The organism is Burkholderia pulmonis, assembly GCF_984667975.1.
The window spans coordinates 1,635,800-1,648,299 of record NZ_OZ480187.1 but is presented as its reverse complement, the minus strand read 5'-3'; the positions used below and the strand labels follow the sequence as shown (position 1 = coordinate 1,648,299).

The following is a 12,500-nucleotide window of genomic DNA, read 5'->3' as shown; positions in this document are numbered from 1 at the left end:
GACTTCGCGTGCCGAACGAAGCATTCGCATGGCACCGGTGCGCTACGGCGCGCGGCGCAGCGCGCGCAGGGTATCCAGCGCGACGGCACTCTGGCGCGGCGTCCGACGACGGTCGAACTGGCGCAGCAGCAGGCCGGCCAGCAGGTTGAAATCGCGCGCGGAATCGGGCAGGGGAGTCGCGGCGCCGGCAGCGTTCGGGCGCGACGGCGCGTGCGAGCGCAACGCCTCCGGATCGGCTTCGGGCAGCGTCACGCCGGCTTGCTGCACGCCCAGCCAGCGCGCCGCCCATGCATGCACGCGCGCGCTGAAACCGGCGCCCGGCTGCGCGGCCAGCTCGCTTTGCAGCGCCAGCAATTCGCGTGTGCAGGCTTCGCGCAGAGCACGCGGATCGATGCCGCGATCGGGGGCGGCCAGCGGAACCTCCGCCAGCGGCGCAGCAAGCGGGGCAACCGCCTGGTAACGGCGGCCGCTCTTGAACGTGACGGCGGCAGGTTCCGCGTCGTGCGGGTCTTCCTGATCGTCGCCGTGCCCGCCGCGGCCGCCACCGTGTCCGCCACGGCGCTCCTGTTCGCCGTCGACGACGTCGAAGTCCGGTTGATCGTCCGCGCCGTCCGCACTGTCCGCGCCTTCGGTCGAGCCCGCCCCGCGCTTGCCGCGTGCGGCACGGCGCCGGCGCGCGAGCCGCGCCGCCATTTTCTTCGAACGCTGCGCCTGGGCGGTGCCCGGTTGCGCCTGCGGGCCGCCGTGCGCGAATCGCGTGCCGCGATACAGCGTCGCGAATTGCCCGCTGGGTCGCGCGCGCCGCGGCTTCGCGCTTTTCTTGTGCGCCGCCGCGGCCGCTTGCCGGGCGATCTCCGCCGAATGGGATGAGATGCGTGTCATGTCGGCCCCGCGTCAGGTGGGAAACGCCGTGCGCATCATCTCGTTCGCGAAATGCAGGATCGCCGCGCACGACAGCGGCGCGACGATCACCAGCACGATGGTCACGGCGATCAGCTTGATCGCGAACGGCAGCGCCTGGTCCTGCAGCGACGTGATCGCCTGGACGAACGACACGGCGAGGCCGACCGCGGCGGCCGCGATCACGACGGGCAGCGACACGGTCAGGCACAGCAGCATGCCCTGGGTGGCGGCGTGGACCAGCGAATCGACATCCATGGCGGCTCCCGTCACTTGTAGGTCAGCACGAGCCCGTGGATCAGCGTCGACCATCCGTCCATCACGACGAACAGCAGCAGCTTGAACGGGATCGCGACGTTGGTCGGCGACACCTGGTTGAGCCCCATCGACAGCAGCACGTTGGCGATGATCAGGTCGATCACGATGAAGGTCACGTACAGCAAGAAGCCGATCTTGAAGGCGTCGGTCAGCTCGGTCAGCGTGAACGCGGGCGCGAGCACGATCAGGTCGTTCTCCTGCAGCGACTGCGCTTGCTCCTTCGGCCACACGATCGACGCGGAGCGCAGGAAGAAGCGCTTTTCCCGTTCCTGCGTGTGCTTGATGAGGAACTGGCGGAACGGCTCGCGCGCCGCGTCGGCCGCCTGGATCACGGCCTGCGACGACTGCGGCGAGATCGTCTGGCCGCTCAGCGTCTTCGCGGCCATCATGCCGATCGGCGCCATCACGTAGACCGACACTAGGATCGCGATGCCGTTCAGCACCATGTTCGGCGGCACCTGCTGCACGCCGAGCGCGTTGCGCAACAGGCCGAGCACGACGACGACCTTCGCGTACGACGTCACGACCATCGCGACGAACGGCAGCAGGCCGATCGCGACGACGATCAGCAGCAGGCCGGACAGGTCACTGTACTGGATCATGTTCGTGCGCCATGCGGAGAATGCGGATGCCGACGTGCTCGCCGATGCCGACCAGTTCGCCATGGCCGATCACCTGTCCGTGCGCGACCAGCTTGAGCGTCAGGTCCGCGATCGCGGTCGGCAACTCGATCACGTAGCCGGGCGCGAGCGACGACACCTCGTCGATCGTCAGCGCGACGGTATCGGCGACGAACTGCACCGGCAGCTCGAGTTCGCCCACTTCGACGGCGCGCTCGTCGGCCCGGAGATCCGGACCGGCTTCCTGCGCGCCCAGGACGGTGCTTTCCGTCATCACGGGTTCCTTCAACAAGGTGATCGTTCGGGGATGCACGGCGACCGCCGCATGACAGCGCGCCAGCCCGGCGCTGCCCCATGCGGCGAGCGCGACAGGCGACGACGCGGCGGCCGGCCCGTCGTCCGCGTGGCGCAGCCACGCGGCGTCGAGCGCCGGATCGAGCGCGCGCATCAGGATGTCGCCGCCGCGCAGGCTTTGCAGCGTGTCGACCGACAGCGGCTTGGTGCCGAGCACGAGGCTGCCCGGCACGCGCAGCGACGCATCGAACCGCACGGGCCGTGCGGTGCGCGCCACGCACGCGTCCAGCCACTCGATGCAGCGGCCCGGCAGCCGGAGGCGCGCGTCGTGGCGCTGCCCGTGCAGCACGAGCGACAGCGCGACGGTCACGTTGCCCGGCGACGCGGGCGGCAAGACGCCGCGCCGGACCGCGACAACCTGCACGCCGGGCAGGCCGAGCGTGTCGAGACCTTGCAGCAGCGGCCCGCACAGCACGTTCGCGACGGCGTTGCGCAGCGTCAGTTCGGGGCTCGTCCGCCGGTCCGCGGCTTGCGCTTCCGACCACGCGCACACCGCGAGCGCCGGATAGCGTTCGAGATCGACCGACAGGTGCGCGCTCACCGGGCCGGCCGGCGTGTCGATCCGCAATTCGGCGATCGCCGGATCCGCGTAGTCGGGCGCGCCGGTCGCGAAAGCGCAGCGGAATTCGCCCGCGTCGAGCGTGTCGCGCAGGAATGCCGGCAGGCGGGCGTCGAACAGCCGCCGCGACGCGTGCGCGCTCGCCGCATCGAGCGGGGGAGGCGCGAACGGTGCGCAGGATGCGCCGCCAGGAATGATCGAATGCCGAATCAGTTTCAACCCTTGCCGGAAAGTACCGTCGTTGGCCCGCGCATGCCGTTGCGCGCGAAGCGGGATGCGCGGGGCCGGCTACCACACCGTGATACGGACGGTCTTCGGCTGCCCCCACGCACGCAGCATCGCGTCGAGCTCGCGTTCGAGCACCATGCTGTGGCCCAAGAGTAACTGCCGCGCATCGCGGTCCTGCGCGTCGAACCGAAGCTGCAGGTCGAAATGCGAAAGCGATACGTGCAGCTCGGTGGCGGGCAGGATCCGGTCGTTCAGCACGACATGCGCTTCCCACGGGCCGCCGGCCGCGACCGCGGCGTCGCCGCAGAACGCCGCGATCTCGCGCGACAGCACACCGAGCAGGCCCAGGTGATCGCGCTGTTCCTGCAGCGCGACCGCCGCGATCGGCGCGGCCGCGTGCGAAATCCGCGCGGCGATCGCGCGGCATTCGGCCAGCTCGGCGGGGGTGGGTTCGCGCTCGTGCGGGCGCGCGTCGCGCTCGTTCGACATCAGCGGATAGCTGTCGGATCCTGCGGTCGCGTCGCCGGGGCCGGCGGGATCGTCCGGCTGGCGCGACGCGGGCGGTGCGTCGGACACCGGGCGCACCACCGTGCGGCGGGCGGCCAGCAGCGCCGCATAGTCGAACCGGCGCGCGCCGCGCACGGACGGCGGGCCTGCGTCGTCCTGGGCCGGCTGCGGGCGCGCGTCGCGGGTGTCGATGCGGGTCACGTCGGCGCGGGCGTCAGACGGTGATGCGCCCGATCGGGCGCAGGTCGACGTGCTCGCCCAGTTCCTGGTACGAATACACGGCCAGCCAGCCGAGCTTCGCCTCGATCATCCGGCGCACGTAGCGGCGGATGTCCATCGACGTGACGAGCGCGACGCCTTCCGTCGGCTGCGGCCCGACGACCGCCTGGATCTTGTCGATCAGCAGGCCGATCTCGTCCGGGGCGAGCGCCAGGAAATTGCCGGTCGGGGTCTGCTTGATCGCCTGCCGGATGTGCTGCTCGATCGGCAGGTCGAGCAGCACGGCGGGCAGCGTGCGCTTGCCGCGCGTCGCGCGATGCGCGAGAAAGCGCGACAGGTCGCCCCGCACGTATTCGGTCAGCATCAGCATGTCCTTTTCCTTCGGCCCCCACGCGATGAGGCTTTCCATGATGGTGCGCACGTTGCGAATCGAGATCTGCTCCTCGAGCAGGCGCCGCAGCACGTCGGCGATCCGTTGCGGCGGCAGCACCTTCTGCACTTCCGCGACGAGCCCGGGATGATCCTCGCCGAGCTGCTCCAGGATCCACTGCACCTCCTGGATGCCGAGGAACTGCGTCGCATGCTGGCGCATCAGCGCGACCGACGCGTGCGCGATGACCTGTTCGGGGCCCCACGCCGGAACGCGTGCCGGCACCTCGCGGGCCTCGACCCAATACGTCGGCCGGCCGCCGGCGTCGATCGGCGCGCGCGGCTCGCATTTCGCGACCAGCGCGTCGCGCTGCCCGATGTCCTCGTCCGACAGCGGGGCGCCCGCCGCGACGCGCTCGGGCTCCGGCAGCATCACGAGGCCGGCCGGCAGTTCGATCAGCAGGTGCGGCACGTCGTGAATCAGGATCTCGGCATGCATCGAAAGCAGGCCCGGATGCGTCCACATCGTGATGCCCGGAAACGGCAGCCCCAGTTCTTCCTGCAAGCGCGCGCGCTCGGCGCCGAACGAGCGGTCGAGCACCGGCAGCGCCAGCCGCTGCATCAGGTCGGGCGCGACGCGCACGCCGATCGGGCAGGCGAACTGCGGCGCGCGCGTCATGATCGCGGGCGTGTCGGCCTTCGCGCCCGAGCGCTGCATCGCCTGCAGGCCGTCCGGCGCCGGCCCGCTCTGCGGCTTGGTGCCGCTCAGCTTGTAGGCGATGAAGGCGAGCAGGCCGGAGAGCAGCAGGAACAGCACGACCGGGAAGCCGGGCACCAGCGCGAAGCCGAGCAGCAGCAGCGCGGCGAAATACAGCGCGCGCGCGCTCGAGCCGAGCTGCCGCCCGATTTCCTCGCCGAGCGAACGCGGCTTGTGGCTGCGCTCGTCCGCGACGCGCGTGATCATCACGCCGGCCGCGACCGACAGCAGCAGCGACGGAATCTGCGACACCATCGCATCGCCGACCGACAGCACCGAGAAGCGGTTCGCCGCCTCGCCCGCGGTCATCCCGTGATAGGCGACGCCCACCGCGATGCCCGCGACGATGTTGATGGTCGTGATCAGCAGGCCGGCGATCGCGTCGCCTTTCACGAACTTCATCGCGCCGTCCATCCCGCCATGCAGCTGGCTCTCGATCGCCAGCGTCGCGCGCCGGTGGCGGGCTTCCTCCGGGCTCAGCAGGTTCGCGCGCAGATCGGCGTCGATGCTCATCTGCTTGCCCGGCATCGCGTCGAGCGTGAAGCGCGCGCCGACCTCCGCGACCCGCTCCGAGCCTTTCGCGATCACGATGAACTGCACGGTCGTGATGATGATGAACACCACCAGCCCGACCACGAGGTTGCCGCCCACCACCAGCTTGCCGAAGCTGTCGATGATGTTGCCGGCCTCGGCGTGCAGCAGGATCGACTTGGTCGACGCGATGTTCAGCGACAGCCGGTACAGCGTCGTGAACAGCAGCAGCGACGGAAACGCGGACAGCGACACGATGTCGGGCACGTACATCGTCACCATCAGCAGCGTCACGCTGATCGTGATGTTGATCGCGAGCAGGATGTCGATCAGCTCGGGCGGCAGCGGCAGGATCATCAGCGAAATGATCGCGGTCACCAGCAACGCGATGCCGATTTCGCCGCCGGCCGGAAACTTGAGGGCCTTGAACATCGATACGCTCAGCGGGGAAGGGAGTGGGAGGGCCGCTCGGGCGGACGGCTCGCGCCGATCGCGTCGACCCAGCGCAGGATCGCGGCGACCGTCTCGAACAGCTCTTCCGGCACCGGGTGGTTCAGCGTGACCTTGTAGAGCGCGCGCGCGACGGGCGGGTTGCCGATGATCGGCACGCCGGCTTCGCGTGCGGCGTGCCGCAGCGTCGCCGCATCGGCGTCCATGCCTTTCGCGATCACCACGGGCAGCGGATGCTCGTCGGGCGCATAGCGCAGCGCGACCGCGAAGTGGGTCGGATTGACGACCAGCACGTTGGCCAGGCCGATCCGCGGCTTCGGCGCCGTCGTGGCCAGTTCGCGCGCGAGGCGGCGGCGCTCGCCCTTGAGCTCGGGGCTGCCTTCCTGCTCCTTGTGCTCGCGCTTCACTTCGTCCTTGCTCATCTTCATCTTCTTGATGAACAGGAAGCCCTGCAGCTTGATGTCGATCGCGCCGACCAGCACGAAGATGCCGACCGAGATCGCGCCGAGTTTCGCGAGCATGTTCCAGAACATCAGCGACAGCCCGTCGAGCGGCTGGTAGATCGACCCGACCACGAGCGGAAACAGCCATTTGATCGATTGCCACATCACCCAGCCGAGGATGATCGCCTTGACGACCATCTTCGCGCAGTCGATCAGGCTTTTCACGGAGAAGATCCGCTTGATGCCGCTCGCCGGATTGACCGTCTGCATGTTGGGGACGACCGGCTTGGTGGCGATCCGGAAGCCCACCTGCGCGATGGAGCCCGCGGTCGACGCCAGCGCGGCGGCCAGCACGCACGGCAGGATCATCTTCAGCGCGGCCGCGCCGATCCTGAACAGGTCGACGTGAACCTGCTGCAGCGTGCGGTCCTTGCCGACGAACGACAGCGGCACCGACACGATCTCGTGCAGCCCGTCGCGAAAGAGCGGCACCGTCGCGACCAGCGCGATCAGCGCGCCCGTCATCGACAGCGCGTCGGAAAAATCGGTGCTGCGCGCCGCCTCGCCGTCCTTGCGCGCGTCCTCGAGTTTCTTGTCGGTGGGCTGTTCGGTTTTTTCGTCGCTCATGGAGGGCCCGCGGCGTTGCTCGGCCGGATCGAATCGAAAGGGGGGCGAACCGGCATGCCGCATTCGCGCCGCTGCGACGACCTTAGCGCCCGTCGGGTGCGGCGGGCGGCGGCGATGCGAAGCGGCGCGGCGTGCGCCGAAGCGAGCGCGCGGCGCCGGCCGTGCGCGCACCATGCTTCGCCTCGCGCGCGCTGGCTTCGCATGAGGCGGCGGCAACCGAAGCGGAATTGCTATGGTCGGGGGCGTCGGTCTCCATCCGGCGGCGCCGCCGTCCGTCGCGCGGCCGGCCGGCCCCGATTCCAATTCATCGCAGGAGCGCGTAGCCATGACCGTAGACACGCCGGAGTACCTGAATTGCAGCCCGGAATTCATTGGCGGGCTCATCGAGACCGTCTCCGTGGCGCTGCTGGACAACTTCCCGAACACGCAGGTCGACCTGTTCGACATCGAGCAGGTGATCGACGCGCTGCGGCTGCTGCGTCCGCGCGTGGTCGAGATCGACGCGCTGGACGGCCTCATGCGCATGGCGAAGGGGCAGTGGCAGGAAGCCAACCAGATCCTGCTGCGCGTGATCGAGATGCGCCCGCAGTTCGGCTATGCGAAGGCGCTGCTCGCGTTCTCGCTGTCGTCGATGGGCGATCCTTCGTGGCGGCAGATCGCCAACGAGGCGCTCGCCGACGATCCGGACAACAAGGACACGCGCGCGCTGGTGCGGGCGCTCGAAGTGAAGGACGAAGTGGACCGCGCGATCCGCGACCACCGGCCGGGCCAGCCGTTCGTCGCGCCCGCGTCGCTGCAGGAAGCCGACGCGAATGCCGAAGGGTCCGACAGCTCCGCGCCGCGCGACACCGCGCCCGCGGCCGAGATGTTCCAGGGCGGCGCGTTCCTGCGCGCCTGACGACGGGAGGATCCGACATGGCCATCGATCCCGTCAGCCAGCTCGCGCCCGCCGCACTCGACGCGACGGCGGCAGCCGCGCCGGCCGCCTCCACCGACACGGCCCGGCTGGGCGACAAGTTCAGCGCGCTGATGGCACATGCGCCGATGGCGCCGCCCGAGCAGGCGAACAGTCACCTGTCGTCCACCGTCGCGAAAGCCGTCGAGGCGCAGGACGCGCAGTTCCAGCACGCGATCGCCGATATCGGCAAGCTGTCCGCCGACATTCCCGGCCTGTCGATGACCGAGATGACCGATCGCACCATCCAGATGATGTTCGAGATGACGAGCATGCAGATGAACATGCAGGTCAAGATGAGCCTCGCGGAATCGTCGAAGTCGTCGATCCAGACCCTGATGAAGAACCAATGAGTGCCGTGCTCCGCCGGCGTGCGGAGCGCAGCGTCGCAAAAGGCAGTGCTTGAGGGCGGATGGCAAATCCATGAGGTCGAATCGTCGCATCGCACGCGTGGCGGTGGTCGCGCTTTGCATCGTCTTGCTCGGCGGATGCAAGAAGGAGCTGTACGGCAATCTCACCGAACAGGACGCGAACGAGATGCTCGTCGCGCTGCTGGAGCAGGGCGTCACGGCGAGCAAGGGCAGCGCGGACGGCGGCAAGACCTGGACGCTCGACGTCGACGACGGGCAACTGGTGCGCGCGATGGAAGTGCTGCGCGCACACGGGCTGCCGCACAGCAAGTTCAACGACCTCGGTGAGCTGTTCAAGAAGGACGGCCTCGTGTCGACGCCGACCGAGGAGCGCGTGCGGTTCGTCTACGGCATTTCCCAGGAGCTGTCGTCGACGCTGTCGAAGATCGACGGCGTGCTCGTCGCGCGCGTGCAGATCGTGCTGCCGAACAACGATCCGCTTGCGCAGAACGTGAAGCCGTCGTCCGCCGCCGTGTTCATCAAGTATCGCCCGGACGCGGACATCAACACGCTGATCCCGCAGATCAAGACGCTCGTGATGCACAGCGTCGAAGGGCTGACCTACGACCACGTGAGCGTCACGACCGTCGCGGCCGATCCCGTCGAGCTGTCGAAGTACACGGCGCCGGCCACGAACCCGTGGTCGACGGTGGCGCTCGTCGCCGCGCTCGTCGCGCTGCTGGCCGCCGCCGGTTTCGCCGCGTACCGGTTCGGCGCCCGGCGCGGCGCATCGCTGCAAGGCTGGATCGACACGTTCGCCGGACGCTTCCGGCCGGCCCGCAAGGAGCCGTAAGCGATGACGGGGCTCGCAGCACCGGCCGGGCTCGACGCCGGTGTGCCGGCCGTCCGGATCGCGACGGCACTCGACTGCTACCGGCGCAACGTGGATGCCGTCGCCGACTGGGTGCATCCGTCCTGGATCGCCGCGTCGCTCGGCGTGCCCGAAGCGCTGTTGCAGGGCTGGCGCCCGTTGCTGGCGGGTGCGCCGGCCGGCGCCGCCGCCCGGTGCTCGCGCGCGCTGGTGCGCGCGCTCGGCGTGACGCCGCCCGGTTTCTCCGGCCTGTCGCAGGGCGGCTTCACGCGCGCCGCCGCGACCGGCGCGTCGCAGCCGAACGCATGCCTGCTGGACGTCGTGCCTGCGCCGCTGACGCTGCGGATCTGGCGGATGCGCGCGCTGCTGCTGCGGCGCGGCGAAGTGCGGCGGCTGATCGATCGTCACGCGCAGCGCCGGCTGTCCGACTGGACCGGGCTCGACGTGGACGTGCTGATGAGCGGCCCGGACACGGGCAGCGCGAACGATGCCGCGCGGCTGGCCGCCGTCGCGCTACCGCCGCTCGCGTCGCTGGACGCGGATTCGCTCGCAGTCGAAGGGATGCTGCTGGTGCTGCGCGACCTGAGGGGCGCGGACGGACTGCCGTTTCCGCTGTCGCGGCTCGCGCTGCCGCGCAACGTGGACGTGCCGGCATGGCTGAACGCGCTGCCGGCGCAGCACGACGAAGCGGGCACGATCCGGCTGTTTCGTCGTCTGCCGGAATTGCTTCGGGAGTGGGCATGGTTATTTGGTTGAACAGCAGCCGGCTGACGGCAGGCGGCGAAGGCCCGGACGAACCGGACGTGCGGTTCGGCGTGCATGCGGACGTGGTCCGGCGAGAGACGTTCGGCAACCTGCTGTCGATCGCGGACGCGTACGCGCAGCTCCAGGCCGACCGTGCGCTCCTGCTCGAACAGGCGCACGCGGAAGCCGCCGCGATCATCGCGGAGGGCGAAGCGCAGGCGGAAGCGTTGCTCGACGCGGCCGCCGAAACCTACGAGACGGCCGCGCGACGCGGCTACCGGGAAGGCTCGAACCGCGCGCTGACGGAATGGATGGAGCGGCTTGCCGATGCCACCGACGCGCAGAACCGCCTGCAGATCCGCATGCGCGAACGGCTGGCGGACATCATCGCGTCGGCGGTCGAGAGCATCGTGCACAGCATGGATCGCGAGGCGCTGTTCGCCCGCGCGCTGTCGACCGTCGACCGGATCATCGACAACGCCACCTACCTGCGCGTCGCGGTAAACCCACAGGATTACGAGGCCGCACGCGCCGCGTTCGACCAGCTTGCCGCGAAATGGCGCGATCTCGGCCGGCCGATTCCGGTGTCGATCACGGCCGACCGGCAGCTCGAACCGGGCGCATGCGTGTGCGAGACCGATTTCGGTTCGGTCGACGCAAGCCTGAAAACGCAGCTGCGCGCGATGCGCAGTGCCGTCTCTCGCGCGCTGAAGCGCTCGATCTACCTGGATCAGGCCGAAGCAGGCGACGCAGGGAAGCCGGCGCGCGACACAGCCGAGGACGACGATGACGACGGCGCCGAGGCCGGCGACGCGGCGGCGGTCGAGGTGTCGCGATGAAGAGCGAGTGGTTCGACCGGACGCTCGGCTTCGAGCGCCTGACCGACGAAATCGAGCGCGAGATCCTCGCGCGGCCGGGCGTGCTGCGCACCGGCAAGGTGATCGAGGTGATCGGCACGCTGGTCAAGGTCGGCGGCCTCGACGTGTCGCTGGGCGAGCTGTGCGAGCTGCGCACGCCGGCCGGCGCGCTGCTGCAGCATGCGGAAGTGATCGGCTTCACGCGCGACTGCGCGCTGTTGTCGCCGTTTTCGCGGTTGACGGACATCTCGCGCTCGACCCAGGTGATCGGGCTCGGGCGCTCGCTGTCGGTCAAGGTCGGCGACATGCTGCTCGGCCGTGTGATCGACAGCCTCGGCAACCCCGTCGACGGCGGCCCCGCGATCGAATCCGACGAGCTGCAGCCGGTATTCGCGTCACCGCCCGAGCCGATGAGCCGGCGGATGATCGACACGCCGATGGCCACCGGCGTGCGCGTGGTGGACGCGATGATGACGCTCGCCGAAGGGCAGCGGATGGGCATCTTCGCGCCGGCGGGCGTCGGCAAGAGCACGCTGCTCGGCATGTTCGCGCGCGGCACCGACTGCGACATCAACGTGATCGCGCTGATCGGCGAACGCGGCCGCGAAGTGCGCGAATTCGTCGAGCTGATACTCGGGCCGGACGGCATGGCGCGCTCGGTCGTCGTGTGCGCGACGTCCGACCGCTCGTCGATGGAGCGCGCGAAGGCGGCCTACGTCGCGACGGCGATCGCCGAATACTTTCGCGATCGCGGCCTGCGCGTGCTGCTGATGATGGATTCGCTCACGCGCTTCGCCCGCGCCGGCCGCGAGATCGGCCTGGCCGCGGGCGAGCCGCCGGCGCGGCGCGGCTTCCCGCCGTCGATCTTCGCGGAGCTGCCGCGCCTGCTGGAGCGCGCCGGGATGGGCGCGCATGGCTCGATCACCGCGCTCTACACGGTGCTCGCCGAGGACGAGAGCGGCAGCGATCCGATCGCGGAGGAAGTGCGCGGGATTCTCGACGGGCACATGATCCTGTCGCGCGAGATCGCCGCGCGCAACCAGTATCCGGCCATCGACGTGCTCGGCAGCCTGTCGCGCGTGATGTCGCAGGTCATGCCCGCGCCGTACGTCGATGCGGCCGCGCGGGTGCGCGCGCTGATGGCGAAGTACCGCGAGATCGAGATGCTGCTGCAGATCGGCGAGTACAAGCCGGGCGCGAACGCGCTCGCCGACGAGGCGATCGCGCGGCACGACGCGATCAAGGCGTTCCTGTCGCAGCGCACCGACGAGATCGTCGCACTCGCCGATACCGAAGCGCGGCTGCACGCGCTGACCGGCGCCTGATGGCCGACGCGAACCGGCTCCGGATCGCCGCCCTCGCACATGCGAATGCGCGTCGCACCCGCATGATCGATGCGGCGCGGGTCCAGCTGAGCGCGCGGCACGACGAACGGGCCGGGCTGCTCGCGCGCCGCGCGGCGGCGGTCGAGCAGATCGACGGCGAGTCGCGCGTGATCGCGGGCTACGAGGAACGCGTCGCGCGCATGACGGGGGGCAGCGAAGGCTTCTCGATCGACGCGTTCAACCAGTGCGTGCGCTATATCGGCGTCGTGACCGACCGCCGGCGGGGAATGATGGCGAAGCTCGCGCAACTGGACGGCGAGATCGCGGGCATCGAGCAGGCGATCGCGCGGATTCAGCGCGACATCGCGATCGACACGCAGCGCATCGACCAATGCAACGAACGGATCGCGGCGATCCGGCGCACGATCGAACTCGCCCGCGAGGATGCGCAGGACGAGGAAAACGAAGAAACGGCGACGTCCCGGTTCATCCGCGCACGCGCCACTCAGGGGTAAC

General features: G+C 69.8%; 14 protein-coding genes. 7 read left to right on the top strand and 7 right to left on the bottom strand.

Going from position 1 to position 12,500, the window contains the following annotated elements; translation table 11 throughout:
• Window positions 1–42 precede the first annotated feature (42 nt).
• The 7 genes from AC5LXK_RS24115 to sctU all read right to left on the bottom strand — a co-directional run bounded on the left by AC5LXK_RS24115 (window position 43) and on the right by sctU (window position 6,882).
• Window positions 43–882: a hypothetical protein gene (locus tag AC5LXK_RS24115; RefSeq protein ID WP_493393979.1), complete on the bottom strand. Its 840-nt coding sequence runs from the start codon at window positions 880–882 to the stop codon at window positions 43–45.
• Between the two features lie 12 nt (window positions 883–894).
• Window positions 895–1,158, bottom strand: a complete 264-nt coding sequence (gene sctS / locus AC5LXK_RS24110) for a type III secretion system export apparatus subunit SctS (RefSeq protein WP_175042150.1) — start codon at window positions 1,156–1,158, stop codon at window positions 895–897.
• An 11-nt stretch (window positions 1,159–1,169) separates the two neighbouring features.
• A complete protein-coding gene (gene sctR, locus AC5LXK_RS24105; RefSeq protein ID WP_493393978.1) occupies window positions 1,170–1,820 on the bottom strand; it encodes a type III secretion system export apparatus subunit SctR in 651 nt (216 codons plus the stop codon).
• Window positions 1,804–2,970, bottom strand: a complete 1,167-nt coding sequence (sctQ, locus tag AC5LXK_RS24100) for a type III secretion system cytoplasmic ring protein SctQ (RefSeq protein ID WP_493393977.1) — start codon at window positions 2,968–2,970, stop codon at window positions 1,804–1,806. Before sctQ ends, sctR begins: the two co-directional genes overlap by 17 nt.
• Before the next feature lie 69 nt (window positions 2,971–3,039).
• Complete coding sequence (gene sctP / locus AC5LXK_RS24095) at window positions 3,040–3,687, bottom strand: type III secretion system protein SctP (protein WP_493393976.1); 648 nt, start codon at window positions 3,685–3,687, stop codon at window positions 3,040–3,042.
• Between the two features lie 13 nt (window positions 3,688–3,700).
• Entirely contained in the window at window positions 3,701–5,794 is a 2,094-nt protein-coding gene (gene sctV, locus AC5LXK_RS24090) for a type III secretion system export apparatus subunit SctV (RefSeq protein WP_493393975.1), read from the bottom strand.
• 8 nt (window positions 5,795–5,802) lie between these two features.
• Window positions 5,803–6,882 (bottom strand): type III secretion system export apparatus subunit SctU, encoded by a 1,080-nt coding sequence (sctU, locus tag AC5LXK_RS24085; RefSeq protein WP_493393974.1) that lies wholly within the window; start codon window positions 6,880–6,882, stop codon window positions 5,803–5,805.
• Between the two features lie 325 nt (window positions 6,883–7,207).
• On the opposite strand from sctU, the gene AC5LXK_RS24080 reads away from it, so the two are divergent.
• From AC5LXK_RS24080 to AC5LXK_RS24050, 7 genes are all read left to right on the top strand, one after another.
• Window positions 7,208–7,780 (top strand): HrpB1 family type III secretion system apparatus protein, encoded by a 573-nt coding sequence (locus AC5LXK_RS24080; RefSeq protein ID WP_493393973.1) that lies wholly within the window; start codon window positions 7,208–7,210, stop codon window positions 7,778–7,780.
• 17 nt (window positions 7,781–7,797) lie between these two features.
• Entirely contained in the window at window positions 7,798–8,190 is a 393-nt protein-coding gene (locus AC5LXK_RS24075; protein ID WP_493393972.1) for a type III secretion protein HrpB2, read from the top strand.
• Between the two features lie 70 nt (window positions 8,191–8,260).
• Window positions 8,261–9,040: a type III secretion system inner membrane ring lipoprotein SctJ gene (sctJ, locus tag AC5LXK_RS24070; RefSeq protein ID WP_493393971.1), complete on the top strand. Its 780-nt coding sequence runs from the start codon at window positions 8,261–8,263 to the stop codon at window positions 9,038–9,040.
• A 3-nt stretch (window positions 9,041–9,043) separates the two neighbouring features.
• On the top strand, window positions 9,044–9,814 hold the full coding sequence (locus AC5LXK_RS24065; RefSeq protein WP_493393970.1) for a type III secretion protein HrpB4: 771 nt from the start codon (window positions 9,044–9,046) through the stop codon (window positions 9,812–9,814).
• Window positions 9,799–10,641, top strand: a complete 843-nt coding sequence (gene sctL / locus AC5LXK_RS24060; RefSeq protein WP_493394043.1) for a type III secretion system stator protein SctL — start codon at window positions 9,799–9,801, stop codon at window positions 10,639–10,641. Before AC5LXK_RS24065 ends, sctL begins: the two co-directional genes overlap by 16 nt.
• Complete coding sequence (gene sctN / locus AC5LXK_RS24055; protein WP_493393969.1) at window positions 10,638–11,984, top strand: type III secretion system ATPase SctN; 1,347 nt, start codon at window positions 10,638–10,640, stop codon at window positions 11,982–11,984. The genes sctL and sctN overlap by 4 nt, the downstream gene beginning before the upstream one ends.
• The gene (locus AC5LXK_RS24050) at window positions 11,984–12,499 is read left to right on the top strand and encodes a hypothetical protein (RefSeq protein ID WP_493393968.1); all 516 of its coding nucleotides are present in this window, start codon (window positions 11,984–11,986) and stop codon (window positions 12,497–12,499) included. The genes sctN and AC5LXK_RS24050 overlap by 1 nt, the downstream gene beginning before the upstream one ends.
• Window position 12,500: the final 1 nt, after the last annotated feature.